We start from the raw sequence: 19,649 nt of genomic DNA, 5'->3' as shown, positions 1-19,649 counted from the left end.
CCCTTGATACTCGGTTGGATTTCATTCGGGTTGGGTGGTGTCTTCTGGAGTTTGGTCTTCAGGGGCTTTGACATTGGCGACTGCGAGTAGGCCCGCGAGGGTGCGGTAGTACCCCACGAGGACCGTGACTTCGACGGTTCCCTCATGGCCGAGGTGTTGCTGAGCGTCCTCGAAGGTGCTGTCCGGTATGCCGGCTTCGGCGATCAATTCGCGGGTCAACTTCAGCGCCGACTTCTCCGCGTCCGACGCTTCCTGAGGGATGGTGCCCGCCTTGAGCTGGGTGAGTTCCTCCTCGGTTACACCGACGACGACGGCGGCGCGGCTGTGCGCGTACCACTCGTACTCGGAGTTCAGGGCGGCTGCGACGGCACAGATCACGAGTTCGCGGGTGCGGTCCTGGAGCTTTCCCTTGAAGCGGAGTGCGGAGCCGAGTTCCTGGACGGCGTCGCCGATCAGGGGCGCATGCGCGAGGGCGTTGAACGGGCCGGCGAGGGTGGCGTCGTCGTGCATGATCCGGAACGGACCGTTGGCACGTGGGCCGGCGGCGATCCGGTTGTAGAGACTGCGCTGGTCCGCGGTCATGTTCTCAGGGTGCAGCAGGGGCAGGCGGCTAGACAAGGGTACGGCCTCCATCCGCGTAGAGAACGTGTCCGGTAACGAAGGATGCCTGCTCGGAAGCGAGGAAGAGGACGGGACCGGTGAGGTCCTCGACGGTGCCGAGCCGCCCGGCCGGGACCAGGGACGTGTAGTGCTCGCGGACGCCGGGCTTGTCCAGGTGGGCCTTGGTGAGGTCGGTTTCCGTGTAACCGGGAGCGATCGCGTTGACGGTGACTCCGTCCTTCGCCCACTCCCGTGCCATGACGCGCATCAGCTGGTTGATGCCGCCCTTGCTTGCGGCGTACGGGCCGTGGTCCGGATGGGCAAGCAGGCCCGACACCGAGGAGCAGTAGATCTGGCGGCCCCAACCGGCGCTGACCATGTGCTTCCCGGCGGCCTTGCCGAGGCGGAAGGCGCTGGAGAGGTTGATGTCGAGGGTGCGCTGCCAGTTTTCGTCGGTGGTGTCGAGGATGTTCACGCGGTGGTTGATGCCGACTGCGTGGACGAGGACGTCGATGCCTTTGAGTTGTCCGACGGCTTGTTCGACTGCGTCTTCGCAACCTTCGGCGGTCGAGAAGTCTGCGCGCAGGGTGTTCTCGTGGTTCTGCAGTCGCGTCTCATTGATATCCGCGAGGACCACGCGGGCACCCGCCTGGGCAAACGCCGTCGCGCACGCTTGCCCAATGCCGCCGGCGCCGGCGATCAGTACGCGCCGGTTGGCGAGGCCGAGCCAGTTCTCCACGAATGAGTTCCCTTCGGGCGGTCCTGTGCGCTATTGAGTGGCTTTGGAGATTGTATACAAAAATTGTAGCCGATGTAACCGTCGTCACACAATAGTTCGTAGAAGTAACTTCGTCTTTTTCGCTTCGCCAACTGCGCACGCTCCGCCGCCCTCAGTCCCGCAAATTTCGGTCGATATCAACAAAGTCGTCCAACCATCTGACGAGATTGACGATTTCGACCGAAATTATGAGGTCCAGCTGCGTGCCGGGGTCTACGGAGTTTCGAGGAAGGTGCGAAGGGCATCGACGGCGTGGTCGCGGTGCTCGTCGAGGTGCTTGACGAGGCGGTCGGCGTCGCGGTCGGCGAAGGCATCGATCATGAGGTTGTGTTCGTCTTCGACGCGCTGGCGGTTGGTGGGGACGCCGTAGTAGACGAAGCGGTAGGTGTCGGTGGCGTCCCAGAGCTGTTGGATAAGCCGTTCCAGCCGCGGCATCCCGGACGCTGAGAGCAGCACGAAGTGGAAGCGGCGATTCGCTTCAGTCATGGGGAGGATGTCGGCGGCGGCGCTGGCGGCTTCGACTTCGCTGGCGGCGTCTTTCATTGTTTGCAGGACTGATTCGTCGGCGCGTTCGACCGCGGCATAGGCGGCCTCGGTCTCCAAAAGTTGGCGGATGCGGTAGACCTCGAGCAGGTCCGCGAGGGAGAGCCGGGCGACCTTGAAGCCGCGGTGCGGTTCGTAGACGATCTGCCCTTCGCCTTCGAGGATCTTGAATGCTTCTCGCAGCGGAACCCTGCTGACGCCGAGCCGGTCCGCAAGTGCGTCCTGACGGAGGGGCTGGCCGGGCTGCACTTCGCCGGCGATGATCATGCGCCGCAACTCACCCAGCGCGAAGGCCTGTGCGGTGGGTGGGCGCTTGGGGGAGGTGCCGGTCACCACTGGGCTTCTCCTCTCCATTGCGGCCGATTCCTGACGACACTAGTTCAACACATCTCGCGCTCAGGGTGACCAGCCGGAGGTGTGAAGTGTTTCTGGGGAGTGCCTGCACTGCACTCATCGCAGGCAAAGGCTGCAAAGTGCAGGCTGCGTGCACTTTCTAGAAAGGACATAGTGCCGGGCGGGAGGGAACCAGAGCCGGCCGCACCACAATTCTTGAGGAAAGCTTCGGCGAAAATCGGGCAGTCTCTTGAAATGGGCGGTCCAGACTAGGTATATCCGAAGCAGACGTGCCGGCCCGGAACTCCACCTCCGGGCCGGCGATCCCCAAAACTCCTCCGGACCGGACCGTTCGCCGGTCCGGAGGTTGGGGAAAACCTCCAGGGGGAAGGGACAGACCATGCCGATTGTTGGAGTGAGCGCAGCGTTCCCTCTCTGCGGCGACATCCTGTGCGAGGACGACTGGTGCGGAAACGGTTCGCACACGACTTCCACCCGTATCAATCCGTCCGTTTTCACTGATCGGAGGCGCCAGATGGCCTGGTTCAAGACCAGGAAGGCTCGCATAGTGGACAGCGCCGAGCTGACCGTACCGGACAGCCTGTCCGTTCACCGACGCGATGTCATCGAGCAGTTGGCCACCGAACTGCCGAGCCCCGAAGACGCCCTCCGCTACCGCGACAATTTCGCACGCCTCCTGCCGGAACGGATCCAGAACCTCACAGTCAGCCTCCGGTCGAAAGACGAAGCCGCCGCGATTGCCACCCTGATGAGCCTGAACATCGGTGCCTCCATGGTCGGTGCGCCACGCCTCGAGTACGTGACCAAGCAGTGCCTGACCGACATCCGCAATGGCGACCGAAGTTGCTACCTTCCCGCGCTGGTCCGCGAAGCCGAACGATTCCTCTCCCACCTCGCCACCGAGCAGCGCGCGTCCGGTTGAGCAGCGCGCCCGGCTGAGCCCGAGCTTCGGTCCAGACCGAACTAGGTAACCGGCACCAACCGATACCCAACGCCGCGCACCGTTCGGATGAACCGAGGCTCCCTCGTATCCTCGCCGAGCTTCTTGCGCAGGTTCCGGATATGCACCTCGACGAGGTGATGATCGTCTGTCCACCCCTCGCCCCATACCCGCGCGAGCAGGCTTTCGCGCGTCCACACCCGGCGCGGCCCGGTGATGAGCGTGGCGAGCAGATCGAACTCGATCTTCGTCAGCGCAAGCTCCTCACCATCCAGCCACGCCACCCTTCCCTCGATATCAACCGAGAGGGCACCATGCACGACGACGGCGCCGCCCCCGTCGGGATGGCCGGCTGCGGACGCGCCCGCTACAGAAGATGCAGCGGAAGGAGATGCAGGAGAGCCGGCTGCAACAGATGATGCAGATGCCGAAGCGCCGCCAGTAGTAGAAGAATCAGTAGCCGGACCCGCAGAAGATTCCGCGAGGTTCCTCGGACGACGGAACATGGCAGCGACGCGGGCCCGGACTTCGCGCGGGCTGAAGGGTTTGACGATGAAATCGTCCGCCCCGATCTCGAGGCCGAGCACTCGCTCGATCTCCTCAACGCGCGCAGTGACCATCACGATGTAGGCGTCGGTCATGGGCCGAAGCTGCCGGCAGACTTCCATCCCGTCGAGGTCCGGAAGGTTCAGGTCGAGGGTGATGAGGTCGGGCTGGTGTTCCCGGACCAGGGCAAGGGCCTCTTTCCCGCTCGCCGTCTCGATGATGTTGAAGCCGACCATCGAGAGCGTCAGCGCCAGGAGCTCACGGATATCGGAATCGTCCTCCACAACAACGGCTGTGCGCTCAAAGGAATCAGAGACCATAGCTATCACCTTGCCAGACTGCACGTCAGTGTCGAGAGGCTGAACGGTATTGGTGCCGAACGTGTCCAAAAGGTTTCAGGACCGCGGCAGCTCGATCGTCACGGTTGTTCCCTTGCCGAGTTGGGACTGCACGCCGAGGGTTCCGCCGTGCCTTTCAACGGCTTGCGCGGCGATCGACAGCCCAAGGCCGGTCCCGGGTATTTCGGCGGCCACCGAGTTCGATGCCCGGTAGAAACGGGTCAGCAACTGCGGAAGTTCGTCCGCCGGGATGCCCATGCCGGTGTCTTCGAACTCGACGCGGACGGCGCCGTCGTCGTTGTTGTCCGGCCTGAACCTAATGGTGACCGAACCGCCGTCGGGAGTGAACTTCACGGCGTTGGAGAGCACGTTCACGAAGGCGCGCTCCAGTAGTTCCCGCACGCCGCTGACCAGTTGTTTCGAATCCGTCGGGGCCAGCGAGACGCTAACGCCCTTGGCCGAGGCCAGCGGCAGAAGGTCGGTGACGATCGATTCGACTAAATCCACCAGGTCCACCGGCGCGGGAGCCAGCTCAGTCCCGGCATCGAGGACGGAAAGCGCCAACACGTTCTCCACCAGGCTGCCCAGGCGCTGCCCGTTGCGCTCGATGATCTTCAGCATCTTCAGCGCGGACGGGGGAAGGTCGCCGCCGTCGCCGTCCTGAAGCAGCTCAACGTAACCGAGGATCGAGGACAGCGGAGTGCGCAGCTCGTGATGCACGGTGGCAACGAACGCGTCCTTCGCGGAATCGAGCTCGTGCAACCGGTCCAACACCTGCTGCTGCCCCAGGATGAGCTGACCCTGAATCACGCCATGAGCAAGGTTCCCGAGCAGGTGCGTCAGGAGCGAGATCTCCGCGCTGGACCACTTGCGCCGCCCGCGGTCGGCCACGATCCACAGCACACCGAACGCGCTGGACCCCTCGCCGATCGGCAGCAGCAACCCGCTCTGCGTGAAGTCGGCCGACGCGGCGCGCAGCAGGTGCAGGCGGGCGGGAACGTCTTCGGACTCGCCGTCGATCACGGCCACCGAGCCCGAGGTCCGCCACAGGTCCGTCCCAAGTTCACGCAGCTCGTCGATCAGCTCACCCACGCCCGCGGGCGTCACCGCACCCTCGCCGCTGCGCCACGCGCCCGAGTCGCAGGAGATGCGCCGGTCGTCGAAAATGTGCAGCATGACCTCGTCCGCGCTCAGCGCTTCACCGATCCCGGCAAGGCTCAGGTCAATCATCTCCGAGGGGGAGTTGGTGTGCCGGATGGCGTCCGAAATGCGGCGGATCCGTTCGCGCAGGAACGCCGATTCGTTGCGCCGTTCCTCGCGCAGCCCGTTGCGGTGAACCGCCGTAACCACGCGGTGCACCAGTTCGTCCGGATCGAGGGGCAGCAGTACATAGTCGCTCGAGCGCATCGCCAGCTCGGGATGCGACGTCACCTGCCCGGCGGTGGCAGCGGTCAGCACAACGGGGATGTTGCGCGGCAACAGGTGGTCGGCTTCCTTCGCGATCGTCCCCAGGTACTCAAGGGCGACAGAAGCACCGACGACGGCGACATCCGCCTTCCCCTGGTGCGCCGCCTCCATTCCCGGCGCCACATCGCTGTGCGCGATGACGGCGTACCCGGCGGCACGAAGGGCGTCGGCAACCTGTCCAAGTACGACGACGTCGGAATCCACCGCGAGCACCGTGCCCGCCCCGGTGAACTCACCGATCTCGCCCACGCCCTGTTCCCTTCAGCCGGTTCGCTCTACCCCAGCAACGGGGCAGTTCCAGCCGAGTCTATCGGCGCAGATCCCAATCCGGTCAGGACACAAGCTGTAGGATCGTGCATCAGTCGCAATGGAGGAAAGGTTCTGACGTGCGTCGTGGCACCAACCTCCCCAGGATGGGGGATTTCAACCAAAGCGTCATTCTTGATGCCATCCGTCGTTCAAGCGATGGTTTGAGCAGGGTGGAACTGGTGGACCTGATAGGGCTATCACCCCAGGCTGTCTCCAACATCACCCGCCGCCTGATCGCCGAGGAACTTATCGTGGAGGCGGGCAAAACCGGCAGCGGACCGGGCAAACCGCGCACCATCCTGCGGATCAACCCCTCCGGTCGGTACGCCATCGGGGTTCACCTGGACCCGGCAGTCATGACGGTGCTTCTCATGGACCTGATGGGTACCGTGCTGCACCGCCGCGTCCGGGAAACGCCCATCGGCACCGAGCCGGAGCAGATCATCGACGCAATTGCCGGGGAAGTGCGGGCGCTGCTCGAGGAATCTCCGGTGGATCCGGCGCGGATCGAGGGAATTGGAGTGGCACCCCCGGGGCCGATCGACCAGCCGGCGGGCGCCGTCGTCGACCCTCCGCTGCTGCTCGGCTGGCACCGGGTGCCGCTGCGTGACGCGCTCGCCGAGGCAACGGGCATGCCGGTGCTCGTGGAAAAGGACGTCACCGCCGCGGCCGTTGCCGAAATCTGGGCGGGCGGGCATGAGAGCACGCAGAGTTTCATCTTCGTCTATATCGGAACCGGTATTGGCAGCGGCATTGTGGTGAACGGTGAGGTGCTGCGCGGTGCGTCGGGGAACGCCGGCGAGATCGGGCATATCGTGGCAGACCCGAACGGCCCCGAGTGCGAGTGCGGGATGCGCGGCTGCATTGCCGTGACATGTGATCCGCAGTCACTCGTGCGGGAAGCTGAGCGCCTCGGGGTGCTCAGCGCCGAAAGGCACCGCAACGGGGACATCGCCGACGGGCTGACACAACTGTGTGCCGCCGCCGAAGAGGGCGATCAGCAGGCGGTCGAGATCCTGAGCCGCGCCGCCGTCCGGACCGCGCGGGCGGTGTCCGTCGTCGCGAACATCCTGGACGTGGACCGGGTGGTCTTCGGCGGCCCGTTCTGGGAGCCGTTGGCGAACCGGTACCTTGAGGTGGTGCCGTCGTCGTTGCTCGATTTCCGGGCCGCGCGGAGCATCCACCCGGTGGAGGTGGTGTCCACCGGAATCGGGGACGACGTCGCTGCCATCGGCGCCGCCTGCCTCATGCTGGAACGCACGCTCGGCCCCCGCGCGGAGCGGCTCCTCCTGGCCCTGTGACGCACCGTTGTGCCTTAAATCCATTCGACGTACTATTTCGGTATCGGACAGTCTCCCGATGCCCCGAAGTTTCAAAGGAGAACCATGCGCGGCGCCTCTCGAATTGTTCCAGCGGCGGCGGTTGCCGCGCTTCTAGCCCTGAGCGGATGTTCCGCGGGCACCGAGAGTTCCGAAGACACCACGCTGCGCATCATCTACCAGAAGGCCGGCGACGCCTCACCGCTGGACACCCTGATGCAGACAACAAAGGAACAATTCGAGGCCGCGAACCAGGGCGTGACCGTTGAACTCGAACCGGTCGAAGGCACCGACGAGGACTACAACACCCGCCTCGCACTCTCACAGCGCTCGCCGGACACCGCTCCGGACGTCTTCTACGAGGACACCTTCCGCCTCCGCTCCGACGTCGATGCCGGTTACCTCCTGAAGCTTGACGAACACCTCGCCGGCTGGGACGAGTGGGAGAACTTCAACGCAGCCGCGAAGGAAGCAGGCAAAGCCGACGACGGCGGCACCTACGCGGTGCCCCTCGGCACTGACACCCGGGTCATCTGGTACAACAAGCAGGTGCTGCAGGACGCCGGTATCGAGGTCCCGTGGCAGCCGGAAAGCTGGGACGACATCCTCGAGATGGCACGCACCGTCAAGGAAGCGAAGCCGGATTCAGTGCCGTTCAGCATGTACGCGGGCACGGGCACCGGGGAGGGCACCGTGATGCAGAGCTTCTACGAGCTGCTCTACGGAACCGAAAGCGGCGGCTTGTACAACGAGTCAGAGCAAAAGTGGATCGCCGGATCGGAGGGGTTCGTTGATTCCCTGGCCTTCCTGAAGACGCTCTATGACGAGGAACTGGCCGTCACTCCCGCCGAGGCGCTGGATCCGAACGTCTGGCAGACCGTGATCGGCACCCTTCTGCCCGGGAACAAGATGGGCGGAACCGTGGAAGGTTCCTACGCGCCGTCGTTCTGGCAGGAAGGCGGCCAGTTCGAATGGGCGGAGTACGGCGAGGTCATGGGGGTTTCGCCCTTCCCCACGCAGAACGGGCAGGAGCCCGGTGCGGTGAGCATGTCGGGCGGCTGGACGCTGGCGGTCGGTGCCGGAACCGGGAACCCGGACCTGGCCTTCGAGTTCCTCACCACGGCCATGAACCAGGAGAACCTCCTGCAGTACACGATCGACAACTCGCAGATCGCCGTACGGACGGACATCGCCGAGGACCCTGCATACCTTGAGGCGAACCCCTTCGTCGAGGACGTTTCCGCTGTGGTGGACGTGACGCACTATCGGCCGGCGACGTCCGACTACGCCGAAATCTCCACGGCTGTGCAGGAAGCCACCGAGGCAGTCATCACCGGGGGAGCCTCTCCCGAGGAAGCCGCTGCGACCTACGACGAGGCACTTGTCTCGATTGTCGGCGAAGAGAACGTGCTGGAGGAGTAGCCATCTCTTCGACCGTCACCTCCCGCTCAACCGGCAACAAAAGGCCGGGGCCGCGCGGGACCAACGGACAGGAGCGGGAGCGCAACGGACGGGCCTCCCGCTCCATTTCTTCATTGTTGAGGGGAGTGCCGAGGGTCCTTCCAATAGTGCCGGCACTCATCCTGATCGGGATCTTCCTGGCCGGGCCCATTCTCTGGTCCTTCTACGGATCATTCACCAACGCAGCGCTGACCGGCGCCAACGCCAAGAACCCGGAGTGGATCGGGTTTGAAAACTACGTGAACCTGTTCACGGATCCGCTGTTCCCGCAGTCGCTGCTGCTCACGGTTATTTTCGTGCTGGTGTCGGCGGTGATCGGGCAGAACTTCCTGGGTCTCGGCCTGGCGTTGCTGATGCGGCGGGCGCACAGGGTGGTTGCCGCCGTCGTCGGGGTGTGTGTGGTTGCGGCGTGGGTGCTGCCGGAGATCGTGGCGGCGTTCGTGGCGTACGCGTTTTTCTTCCGTGATGGGACGCTGAACCAGTTGACCGGGCTCGTGGGACTCCCGGGCGTTGACTGGCTGTTCGAGCACCCGATGCTCGCGATCATCCTCGCCAACATCTGGCGCGGCACAGCCTTCTCGATGATGGTGTACCAGGCGGCGCTGGGCGATGTGCCGCGGGAGGTCACGGAGGCGGCGGAGATTGACGGCGCCGGCAGTGCACAGTCGCTGGTGTTCGTGACGCTTCCGATGATTCGGCGCAGCATCGCCACCAACCTCATGCTCATCACGCTGCAGACCCTCGCGGTGTTCACGCTCATCTACGTGATGACCGCCGGCGGCCCGACCAACCGCAGCACCACCCTGCCGATCATGGCGTACGAGGAAGCCTTCCGCTACAGCGACATCGGCTACGGAACCGCCATCGCCGTTGTTCTGCTGATCATCGGAGCCGCGTTCTCACTTGCGTACATTCGCCTGCTGCGGGAGAGGAAGCCGTGAGTCTATCCGGTACGACGACGGCGCCTTCCTCCGCTGCCCCGCGCTCCGGCTCCTCCCACCGAGGCGCCTCTCGCCGCGGTGCCCCGAGTTGGTCGGCCAGCGCCGTGCTCGCCGTGATCGGGCTGTGCTTCGTGGTGCCGCTGAGCTGGCTGGTGCTGGCATCCCTCGATGCGGAGGCCACGTACGAAACTGCATTGCCGTCGTCGTTCTCGTTGGCGAACTTCACGGCGATCCTGACGCCGGAGCAGACGTTCATCCCGCTGTTGAACAGCCTGATCCTCTCCGGTGGATCCGCACTGGTCACGGTGTTTGCAGCCGTGCTTGCCGCGTATCCGCTGTCCCGGTTCCACACGCGGTTCAACCGGCCGTTCCTCTATACGGTGCTGTTTGGGACGTGCCTGCCGATCACCGCGATCATGGTTCCGGTGTACAGCCTCTTTGTGCAGCTGAACCTGTTGGACTCGTTGGCGGCGACCACATTCTTTCTTGCCGCGACATCCCTGCCGATGGCCATCTGGATGACCAAGAACTTCATGGATTCGGTGCCCGTTTCGCTGGAGGAAGCGGCGTGGGTGGACGGAGCGTCGTCCATGAAGGCGCTGTGGCACATTGTGGTCCCGTTGATGCGGCCGGGTCTCGGCGTCGTCTTCATCTTCGTGTTCATCCAGGCGTGGGGAAACTTCTTCGTTCCGTTCATCCTGCTGTTCTCCCTCGAGAACCAGCCGGCCGCGGTGAGCATTTTCCGGTTCTTCGGGCAGTTCGGGACGGTGGCGTACGGCCAGCTGGCCGCCTTCTCGATCCTGTACGCACTGCCCGTGATCATCCTGTACATCCTCGTTTCGCGCGTGTTCGGTGGCTCGTTTGCCATGTCCGGCGCTCTGAAAGGTTAGGTCCATGCACGACAATCGAATCCTCGTCGAAGCCCGGATTGCGCGCTTCCTCACCGAACGGCTTACCCCTGCCGTCTGGCCGGTTCGTGTGCCGTTGGAGGTTTCGATGTGGCAGGCGCCGGGGGAGCCGGTGCCGTTCGCCGACGCCGTTTCGGGGCGATTCTCGCCGTTCGCGGTCGGGTCCGCGTGGGGCAGGCCGTGGGGTACCACCTGGTTCCGGTTCAGTGGCACCGTGCCGGAGGAATGGAGCGTGTCCAGCGGCTTTGCCCTCGAAGCGGTTGTGGACCTGGGATTCACGACGACGATGCCCGGCTTCCAGGCCGAAGGACTCGTCTACGCGCCGGACGGTCGGGTCATCAAGGCACTCGAGCCGCTGAACGTGTGGGTTCCGCTTTCCGCTGCTCCCGGCGAACCGGTTGAGTTCTATGTTGAGGCAGCCTCGAATCCGAACGTGATCCATGGGTTCGATTACCAGCCCACTCCGCTGGGTTCCCTGTCCACTGCCGGAGCTGATCCCCTTTATACGTTGAGCAGGGCGGAGGTTGCGCTGTTCGACAGTGAGGCCTGGGAACTGGGGCAGGACGTGTGGACGCTGAACGGGCTCATGCACGAGTTGCCGGTCGATCTGCCTCGCCGGCACGAAATCCTGCGGGCGCTCGAGAAGGCGGTCAACGCCGTCGACCCCTCGAATGTCTCGCGCACTGCCTCTGCTGGCCGTGCATGTCTGGCCTCTGTCCTGGCATCCCCGGCGTATACCAGTGCGCACCGGATGCATGCCGTCGGCCATGCGCACATCGACAGTGCCTGGCTGTGGCCGGTGCGCGAGACCGTGCGGAAGGTGGCGCGGACGTTCTCGAACGTACTGGATCTGATGGACCGGGACCCCAACTTTGTGTTCGCGGCGTCCTCGGCGCAGCAGTACGCGTGGTTGAAGTCTTCTTATCCTTCTGTCTTCGAACGAGTTGCTGAGAAGGTGCGAACCGGACAGTTTGTGCCCGCCGGTGGCATGTGGGTGGAGTCGGATACCAACATGCCCGGTGGTGAGGCGCTGGCACGGCAGTTCGTTGCGGGGAAGCGGTTCTTCCTGGAGAACTTCGGGGTGGAGCCGAACGATGTGTGGCTGCCGGATTCGTTCGGCTACTCGGCCGCGTTGCCGCAGATTGTTAAGGCCGCCGGATCCGAATGGTTCCTGACGCAGAAGATTTCCTGGAACGAGACGAACCTGTTCCCGCACCACTCCTTCAACTGGGAGGGCATTGACGGGACGAGGGTGTTCACGCACTTCCCGCCGGTGGACACCTACAACTCCGAGATCTCCGGCCACGACCTCGCCCACGCGCAGCGGCGGTACCGGGAAAAGGGTGCGGCGAACACGTCACTGGTTCCGTTCGGTTGGGGGGACGGCGGTGGCGGGCCGACCCGCGAGATGCTCGCTGCGGCCGCGCGCACTTCGTCGCTGGAGGGTTCGCCGACCGTGAGCTTGTCCTCGCCGTCGAGGTTCTTCTCGGAGGCTGCCGCCGAATATCCGGATGCGCCGGTGTGGTCCGGGGAGTTGTACCTTGAGTTTCACCGCGGAACGTACACGTCGCAGGCGCGCACCAAGCGGGGCAACCGGCGCTGCGAGCACCTGCTGCGTGAGGCGGAACTGTGGTGTTCGCTCGCGGCGCTGCGTGCGGGGTTTTCCTACCCGTACGACGCCCTTGAGGATGCCTGGCACACAGTGCTGCTGCAGCAGTTCCATGACATTCTGCCGGGGTCTTCGATTGCATGGGTGCACGAGGAAGCGGAGCGGAACTACGCCTCGGTTGCCGCCTCCCTTGAGTCGCTGATTTCGGACGCGTTGAGTGCTCTGTTGGGTACGGGTTCAGCGTCCGTTGCGCTCAATGCGGGACCGTACGACGTCGCCGGCGTGCCTGCGCTGGGTGGTGCGGTTGTGTCCGGTACGGAGTCTGACGGCTCGTTCGTGCCCTCGCGGGTGGGATCTTCGTGGGTTTTCGAGAGCCCGTCACTAAGGTTGACGGTTGATGAGAACGGCCTGTTCACGTCGCTGGTGTCTCTTGCGGACGGTGGCCGTGAGGTTCTTCCGGCGGGCATGCGGGCGAATGTGTTCCAGTTGTTCCGGGATACGCCGAACCAATGGGATGCCTGGGACATTGATGAGCACTACAAGTTCAATGTCACCGAACTGACTGACGCTGCGGCGATCGACGTCGTTGGGTCGGTGTTGCGGGTTGAGCGGGTCTTCGGGAAGTCGCGGCTGGTGCAGCGGATTTCGCTGAGCGGTGATGGAACGGCTGTGGACCTGTCGATCGAGGCTGACTGGCATGAGCAGCAGAAGCTGTTGAAACTGGCCTTCCCCGTTGATGTGTTGGCGGACCGGGCGGCATCGGAGATCCAGTTCGGGCACATTCACCGGCCGACCCACTCGAACACTTCCTGGGACGCTGCACGGTTCGAGACGGTGGCGCATCGGTGGATTCAGGTCGGGGAGCCCCGCTTCGGGGTGTCACTGGCCAACGATTCGACCTACGGGTACGACATCACGCGCGCTGAATCGCCGACGGGTTCGCCGTGCACGTTGGTGCGGGCGTCCCTGCTGCGGGGGCCGTTGTTTCCGGATCCGCAAGCCGATCAGGGATCGCACACATTCGAGTTCTCGTTGCGGCCGGATTCTGCCGTGGCCGATGCCATCGCCGAGGGGTACCGGTTGAATCTGCCGGTGCGTACTCTGGCCGGTGTTTCCGGGGCGTCTGTTTCGCCGGTGCTGCGTGTGTCTGATCCTGCAGTGGTTGTGGAGGCGGTGAAGCTGGCGGAGGACCGCAGTGGCGACGTCGTCGTCCGCTTGTATGAGGCGTACGGTTCACGTACCTCAGCGGAACTTACCCCTGGTTTCGACTATTCCTCGGTGGAGGTGACGGATCTGCTGGAGCGTCCGATACCGGCGGACTTTGTTTCCACGAACGACGACGGCGAAATTTCCCTTTCGTTGCGGCCGTTCCAGCTGGTGACGCTGCGGTTCAAGCGGGCGTAGCGTTTCGACGGGTTCCGCGAGGGCCGTGTCGGTGGGAGCATGGTGCAATGAGCGAGAACCCAGAACTTGGACGTGAACAGGAACCTGCCGCCGACGAGGAGCGCGATTGGCAGAGCGCCAACCAGGATGAGCAGGCGGTGGCGCGTCGCCGTCGTGAGGCCGAGGAGAAGCTGAACGAGCGCCAGGAGGAAACCGGGCACGGCGAAGAGGACTGACCGTCTTCGGCTGTTCCCGTCAGGACGCGTCGACTTCCGTGACTCGAGCCTGTTCGCTGAGCGTGCGGGGGCATGAGTGTTTGGAGAATCTGCCTGCACTGCAGGCAACGCAGGCAACGCAGGCAACGAGAGCAATCTGCACTCTGTGTTCCACCGTGTGATTGCAATGTGTTCGCTGTGTGCCACTGACACTCCAGTCCGGCGGCGCGCAGTACTTGATGTCCTACGGACTCACTTGATTCAGCTTGAGAGGTCGTCCGCCAATTCAGCTTCCAGTAGTTCGATGCTGGGCAGGGTTGCTGCGAATTCCTCGGGTAGAGAGTCGACAATCTCTTTCTGCCATTCGGCCACGCCGATCGGCGCCGAGTAACCCCGAAGCGCGTACTCGGCGACGATGTTGTTCTTGGTCTTGCAGAGCAGAAGACCGACTGTGGGCTTGTCATCGGGATGGGCGAGCAGATCGTCGACCGCAGCCATGTACATCCCGAGCTGACCCAGGTAATCCGGCTTGAACGCCGTTGCCTTGAGTTCGACAACTACAAAGCAACGGAGCTTGAAGTTGTAGAACAGAAGATCGGCGAAGAACTCCTGCTCGTTGATCTGCAGGCGCACTTGTTCGCCGACGAACGCGAACCCCTGGCCGAGTTCCAGCAGGAACGTCTCGACGTGGGTAGCGAGCTGTGTCTCGAACTCCCGCTCGTTATGCCGGTCGGTCATCGCGACGAAATCGAAGACGTACGGATCCTTGGTCATCTGTTGGGCGAGATCAGAGTCCGACGGCGGCAGGGTCGCCTTGAAATTGGCAACGGCGTTGCCGGATCGCTCGTGTAACCGCGTTTCGATCTGATGGACCAGGACGTTCCGTGACCAACCCTCCTCTATGGCCTTTTCGGCGTACCAGAGACGGGTCTGCGGGTCATCCGCTTTCTCAAGCAGAGCGACATGGTGGCTCCACGGCAATGTTGCAGACGGCGTCTGCAACATTGAGAAATCGGGCCATGTGTCCGCGAAAGCTTTCATGTAGCGAAGGTTACGCGGCGAGAAACCACGGGCTTGCGGAAAACGTTCCCTAAGATCAGTCGCCAGGCGCGTCACCACTTTGGCGCCCCAACCTTCGAGGGTCTCCCGCTTCAGGAGGTCACGACCGATCGACCAGTACGTAGCCACGAGCTCCTGATTCGTCACAGCTGCGGCGCGGGTACGTCCTGCAGAAACTCTGCCCGAGACAGTACTAAGGAGTTCCGGGTACCACTCAGGCATCGCGGAACGTGCAGGGGTGGACGGGAACGTAGCTGGTGCTAAGGAAGTGCCTTCGGCTGGGTTGTTCTCAGCGGCGGTCATGTTTGCGCTCCGTTCAGTGGACTCCGTGGGGTTTCCTTGAAGCTATACCGCCGTTCTGACACTTTTACGGCGATGACCGGAGAAGTGCCTAAACCGAAACCCCTGGCAGCGCCCACAGCCGCACGCCGGGCCCACCGCTCCGGAACCGTACCGCGTCGGCACTCCAATCAGCCGTGACGTCGCCGCTGCCCCACAGTTCGGGAACGCCGTCGGTGGAACAGCAGACCAAATGCCCCGACAGCTCCACTTCGAACCCCGCCCGGGCAGCCACCACCAGCACCGACCCGGACGCGTGCTCGCGTACGTAGATCAGGACGTGACCCTCCGCGTATAACCACCGGAACCCGCCGTCCGGCAACGCGGCAACCTTCAACCGAAGCCGGCCGAGGTGAGCTACGGCGTCGCGCAATTCATGATGGCGATCCTCGAGCCTGTCCCACGGCAAGGGCGCCCGGGAGTCTTCACCGTTGACGCCTTCGAGGCCAAACTCGTCGCCCGCAAAAAGAGTAGGAATGCCGGGCATAGTAAACATGATGCCGAGCCCGATCAGCAGTCCGCCCGGAATCATCACAGTCGCTGCCCGGGCGGTGTCGTGTGTATTGAGCGCGATCATGTTCTGCGTCCGCACCTGCCACGGGAACGCGGCAGCGAACACTGAATGCAACTCCACGAACTGCTCCGCTGGAATCCGGTTGGGCCCGGCCAACGGCGTGCCGAAGAAGTTCACCCGCGCGTCGTCGCGCGCCAGCCACTGCCACAGCGGCCGCGTGAAGTTGGAGTAAGTCATTGCGCCGTGCCAGGTGTCGCCGTCGAAATCAGCCGCCGCATCATTGGTACTCTCCGCCAGCAACAGACTGTCCGGCTTCACCCGCCGCATGGTTTCGCGTACCTGCAGAGCCACCGCCCGGTTCACATCGACCGCACCATGACGCCCGGACATGTTCGCGACGTCGATGCGCCACCCATCGAGGTTGAACGGCGGCTGCAGCCACTGTGCGATGACCGCTGTGAACCGCTCCCGCAACCCGGCAGACGTCCAATTCAGCTTGGGCAGGCTCGGAACGCCGTACCAGGACGCATAGATGGCGTGGTCCGCGGAGAAATAGTAGAAGTCAGCCGACGACGACGACGGATCCGCCAAAGCCGACTGGAACCACTCATGCGCATCCCCGGTGTGGTTGGTGGTCAGGTCACCGATCACCCTCATGCCGCGTGCGTGGGCAGCATCCACCAGTCGGATAAGCGCCTCGTCCCCGCCAAGGAGGGGATCCACGCAGCTGAACGTAGCGGCGTCGTACCGGTGGTTGGACCGGGCCGGAAAGAATGGCGTCAGATACACCACCGTTGCTCCGAGTGACCGGATGTGGTCGAGGCGCTCTGTAATCCCGTCGAGGTCGCCGCCGTAGAACTGGCGGGGCGCGTCAGGACCCTCGAACGATACCGGGGTATCCCAAGTGCACTCCACGGCCCACTCGGGAGTCGCTCGCTGTGCAGCGGAAGCGGCACCGGAAGCGGACCGCGCGAACCGGTCAGGGAAGACCTGGTAGATCACTCCCCGCCGGGCCCAAACGGGCGCGGGTTCGTGGCAGACGGCCCGGAAGTCATGGACGTCGGGGGTATCCCTGCCGAATAGGCCCTCGGCGTTCAGCCAGTGCCACTCGCTGCCTGCGTTCCCGGAGATTTCAAGAAGGAACCGGTAGCGCGTCACAGGATTGACCAGGCTAACGCACGCTTCCCACCACTCCCACCCGGAAGAAGCGGCGACATCATGAGGAACCCGGGAGGCGTCGTCGTAATGGGGCTCCCCATCACGCAGGGACCGGACGTACACGCGAAGCACACGCCCGTACCCGGTCAGCGGCACGCGGAGCCGAACGCGCACAGTGTCGCCGAGGGACGGCGTCTGATCCGGTAGGTAGAGTTCGGAGCCGTCGTGGTGCGGCAGAAGAAACATCAGCCCTTGACCGAACCCGCGGCCAGGCCGTGCACAATGTACTTCTGCAGGTAAAGAAACAGCGCCATGACCGGGACGGCGGCGAGCACCGCGCCCGCAGCGAACACACCCCAGTTCTCCGACCGCTGCTGGCCCACGTAGGAGTACAGGCCAACCGCCAGGGTCTGGCTGTCCGGATCGGTCAGCACCACGCTCGCGATGACAAACTCGCTGCTGAGCCCAATGAAGGCAAGCAGCCCGACGACGGCGAGAATCGGCGTCACGAGCGGCAGAATGATCGTGAAGAACACCTGTACGTGGCTGGCGCCGTCGATGCGGGCGGCTTCGTCCAGCGAAGCCGGGATTGTGTTGAAGAACCCGTACATCAGGTACGTGTTCACCCCCAGGGCGCCGCCGAGATACACCATGATGAGCCCGACCTGACTGCCAAGACCCAGCCACGGCACCACATCGGTTATAAAGTTCAGCAGCAGGAAAATAGCGACGACGGCGAGCAGTTGCGGGAACATCTGCAGTACCAGCAGCGAGAGCAGGCTGAACCGTCGCCCCTTGAAACGCATGCGGCTGAATGCGTACGCGGCCAGCGCCCCGAGGAACACTGTGGCCGCCGAGGTGACGACGCCAATCACCAGCGTATTGACGAACCACTTACCGAAGGGGCGGTTCGGGTCACTGAACAGCTGCTCGAAGTTGCCGACGTCGATCCGGCTGAAGAGCACATTCGAGCCCGCCATGGTCCCGGTCGAGTTCAGCGCCGCGGAGAGCACGTACAGGAGGGGGAAGATCGCGAAGAGGGTCGTGACAACACCGACCAGGTGCCGCCAGCCCTTCTCACGGAACCATGCTCCGAACGTCCGACGACGTTCGGTGGCCGGCTCGACGGGTCTTCCGCCCGACTCACCCGGCCCGGTGAGAACTGCTGTGCTTGTCTCGGTAGACATTAGTGGATCTCCTCGAGGGCCTTGGTCTGCCGGAAGCTGATGATCGAGATCGCGGCGACGATGAAGAAGATGATGATGGACAGGGCGCTGGCCAGGCCATAGTCGCGGCCCACCCCGCTACCGAACGCAATCTCGTACACCATGGTGATGAGGATGTCTGTGGCACCCACATTGGCAGTGGTCTCCGGGAGCCTGGGGCCACCGTCGGTCAGCATGTAGATGACGTTGAAGTTGTTGAAGTTGAAGGCGAAGCTGGCGATCAGCAGCGGTGCAACGGATACGAGCAGCAGCGGCAGCTTGATCGTCGTGAACAGCTTCCACGGCGAGGCGCCGTCCATCCGTGCAGCTTCATTAACGTCCTCGGGGAGCGACTGCAGCGCGCCGGTGCAGACCAGGAACATGTAGGGGAATCCAAGCCAGAGGTTGACCACCAGTACGCTGACCTTGGCCAGGAGTGGATCCGTCAGCCAAGGTATGTCCGCCCCGCCGAAGAAGGTGTTGTTGACGTAACCGAACTCGGGATTGAGCAGACCGGACCACACCAAACCGGCGAGGAACGCAGGGAAGGCATAGGGCAGGATCATCAGGATCCGGTAGATTCGCTTGCCGCGCAGGTTCGGCAGGTTGAAGGCATTGGCGAGGAACAGACCGAGTGCGAAGGTCGAGAGGACGGAGACCAGGGCGAACGTGAAGGTCCACAGGGTTACCTGCACCAGTGGTCCGCGGATGTTCTCGTCGGTGAATGCCTTGACGAAGTTGGCGAAGCCGACGTCGATCTTCCAGCCGGTGCCGAGTTCCTCGCCGTCCTCGGACACGAAGGTTCCATCGCCGGAGTCGGTATAGACAATTCCAGTCTGGGTGTTCGTGAAAGTGTCGGCGGCCTCGTCGTAGACGAGTGTGGGGCTGTAGACGTACGCGGTGGAGCCGTCACTGGTCTTCAGCGTTCCGTCGTCGGGATCATCGGAGAAGGGGACTGTGACTTCGAGGATCTCGGCCTGGTTGGCCAGGACCTCATCGAACTGCAGCGTGCGATAGCCCTCCAGCTCCGTGGCTTTTCCGGTGGAGTCGGTGGCGGCGTCTGACACTTCCTCGAGGGGGTCTCCGGTTGTGCCGATGCTGACGTCGCCGTCAGGGTTGGTGGTGAGGAAGGAGAACTCGCCGTCCTGCTCGACGATGGAGATCCGGTAGGCGGGCGAATCCGGCACCCTCTGCTGCGCCGACAACTGGATGGCGTTGACGGCGTCTTCCTTGGTGCTGTTGTGCCCGTCGCCGTAGTTGGTGAACGCCACGTAGCCGCTGAAGATCATGACGAAGACCTGGAAGACCAGCAGGAAGAAGATTCCGGGCGCCAGGTACTTCGCGGGGAGTCCGCCCCGGCGCAGGTAGATCCAGTTGATGAGCAGGGTGACCGCGGCGGCCAGTAGCAGGACTGCCCACTTCTCCTGCATGAACAGGACGATGAGGACGTAGACGGCGAAAGCGTCGACGATCCCCAGCAGGATGATTTTCGCCAGCAGTCCGCCGATCGAGTCGGTCGGGTAGCGGGTGCGGGAGCGTTTTGGTGGGAGTGTGCGGGGCGGTTCGGTAGTGCGCATGGAGCCGGAGCTTTCGAAGGAGGGCTCACCGGAGGAGAGCAGCCGAGTGGGTCGGAAGTGCCGTTGTGGGCCGGCTGTCGTCACCG

Annotated in this window: 16 protein-coding genes; 7 read left to right on the top strand and 9 right to left on the bottom strand. The window is 63.7% G+C overall.

Features of this window, described 5'->3' with window-relative positions; all coding sequences use genetic code 11:
• Positions 1–21: 21 nt before the first annotated feature.
• From BJ994_RS13495 to BJ994_RS13485, 3 genes are all read right to left on the bottom strand, one after another.
• Entirely contained in the window at positions 22–618 is a 597-nt protein-coding gene (locus BJ994_RS13495; protein ID WP_167994860.1) for a carboxymuconolactone decarboxylase family protein, read from the bottom strand.
• The gene (locus BJ994_RS13490; protein ID WP_167994858.1) at positions 611–1,339 is read right to left on the bottom strand and encodes an SDR family oxidoreductase; all 729 of its coding nucleotides are present in this window, start codon (positions 1,337–1,339) and stop codon (positions 611–613) included. Before BJ994_RS13490 ends, BJ994_RS13495 begins: the two co-directional genes overlap by 8 nt.
• A 252-nt stretch (positions 1,340–1,591) precedes the next feature.
• Positions 1,592–2,254 carry a GntR family transcriptional regulator gene (locus BJ994_RS13485; protein ID WP_342450376.1) on the bottom strand — a complete coding sequence of 221 codons (663 nt, stop codon included), beginning with the start codon at positions 2,252–2,254 and terminating at the stop codon, positions 1,592–1,594.
• Between the two features lie 400 nt (positions 2,255–2,654).
• Here BJ994_RS13485 and BJ994_RS13480 point away from each other — a divergent pair, with 400 nt between their 5' ends.
• On the top strand, positions 2,655–3,197 hold the full coding sequence (locus BJ994_RS13480) for a hypothetical protein (RefSeq protein ID WP_167994854.1): 543 nt from the start codon (positions 2,655–2,657) through the stop codon (positions 3,195–3,197).
• Positions 3,198–3,238: 41 nt separating this feature from the next.
• Here BJ994_RS13480 and BJ994_RS13475 read toward each other — a convergent pair whose 3' ends face one another.
• Positions 3,239–4,081, bottom strand: a complete 843-nt coding sequence (locus BJ994_RS13475) for a response regulator transcription factor (protein WP_167994852.1) — start codon at positions 4,079–4,081, stop codon at positions 3,239–3,241.
• A gap of 75 nt (positions 4,082–4,156) precedes the next feature.
• Positions 4,157–5,815 carry an ATP-binding protein gene (locus BJ994_RS13470; protein WP_167994850.1) on the bottom strand — a complete coding sequence of 553 codons (1,659 nt, stop codon included), beginning with the start codon at positions 5,813–5,815 and terminating at the stop codon, positions 4,157–4,159.
• Positions 5,816–5,979: 164 nt separating this feature from the next.
• On the opposite strand from BJ994_RS13470, the gene BJ994_RS13465 reads away from it, so the two are divergent.
• The 6 genes from BJ994_RS13465 (at position 5,980) to BJ994_RS13440 (ending at position 13,732) form a co-directional block, all read left to right on the top strand.
• Positions 5,980–7,176, top strand: coding sequence for an ROK family transcriptional regulator (locus BJ994_RS13465; protein WP_167994848.1), 1,197 nt, complete (start codon positions 5,980–5,982; stop codon positions 7,174–7,176).
• Between the two features lie 84 nt (positions 7,177–7,260).
• Positions 7,261–8,616, top strand: a complete 1,356-nt coding sequence (locus tag BJ994_RS13460; protein ID WP_167994846.1) for an extracellular solute-binding protein — start codon at positions 7,261–7,263, stop codon at positions 8,614–8,616.
• A 146-nt stretch (positions 8,617–8,762) separates the two neighbouring features.
• A complete protein-coding gene (locus tag BJ994_RS13455; protein WP_425339387.1) occupies positions 8,763–9,596 on the top strand; it encodes a carbohydrate ABC transporter permease in 834 nt (277 codons plus the stop codon).
• Positions 9,593–10,486, top strand: coding sequence for a carbohydrate ABC transporter permease (locus BJ994_RS13450; RefSeq protein WP_167994844.1), 894 nt, complete (start codon positions 9,593–9,595; stop codon positions 10,484–10,486). The genes BJ994_RS13455 and BJ994_RS13450 overlap by 4 nt, the downstream gene beginning before the upstream one ends.
• Positions 10,487–10,490: 4 nt before the next feature.
• Positions 10,491–13,517: an alpha-mannosidase gene (locus BJ994_RS13445; RefSeq protein WP_167994842.1), complete on the top strand. Its 3,027-nt coding sequence runs from the start codon at positions 10,491–10,493 to the stop codon at positions 13,515–13,517.
• A 47-nt stretch (positions 13,518–13,564) separates the two neighbouring features.
• Positions 13,565–13,732, top strand: a complete 168-nt coding sequence (locus BJ994_RS13440; protein ID WP_167994840.1) for a hypothetical protein — start codon at positions 13,565–13,567, stop codon at positions 13,730–13,732.
• Between the two features lie 240 nt (positions 13,733–13,972).
• Here the strand turns inward: BJ994_RS13440 and BJ994_RS13435 are convergent, their stop codons facing one another.
• The 4 genes from BJ994_RS13435 to BJ994_RS13420 form a co-directional block, all read right to left on the bottom strand.
• The gene (locus tag BJ994_RS13435) at positions 13,973–14,992 is read right to left on the bottom strand and encodes a PDDEXK nuclease domain-containing protein (protein WP_245192298.1); all 1,020 of its coding nucleotides are present in this window, start codon (positions 14,990–14,992) and stop codon (positions 13,973–13,975) included.
• A gap of 169 nt (positions 14,993–15,161) precedes the next feature.
• Positions 15,162–17,027: a glycoside hydrolase family 13 protein gene (locus BJ994_RS13430; RefSeq protein ID WP_167994836.1), complete on the bottom strand. Its 1,866-nt coding sequence runs from the start codon at positions 17,025–17,027 to the stop codon at positions 15,162–15,164.
• A complete protein-coding gene (locus BJ994_RS13425) occupies positions 17,027–17,968 on the bottom strand; it encodes a sugar ABC transporter permease (RefSeq protein ID WP_167994834.1) in 942 nt (313 codons plus the stop codon). Before BJ994_RS13425 ends, BJ994_RS13430 begins: the two co-directional genes overlap by 1 nt.
• Positions 17,968–19,563 carry an ABC transporter permease subunit gene (locus tag BJ994_RS13420; protein WP_167994831.1) on the bottom strand — a complete coding sequence of 532 codons (1,596 nt, stop codon included), beginning with the start codon at positions 19,561–19,563 and terminating at the stop codon, positions 17,968–17,970. The genes BJ994_RS13425 and BJ994_RS13420 overlap by 1 nt, the downstream gene beginning before the upstream one ends.
• Positions 19,564–19,649: the final 86 nt, after the last annotated feature.

Origin of the sequence: Arthrobacter pigmenti, assembly GCF_011927905.1 — a bacterium.
Taxonomy (GTDB): domain Bacteria; phylum Actinomycetota; class Actinomycetes; order Actinomycetales; family Micrococcaceae; genus Arthrobacter_D; species Arthrobacter_D pigmenti.
This window is presented reverse-complemented; position numbering and strand designations above follow the sequence as displayed.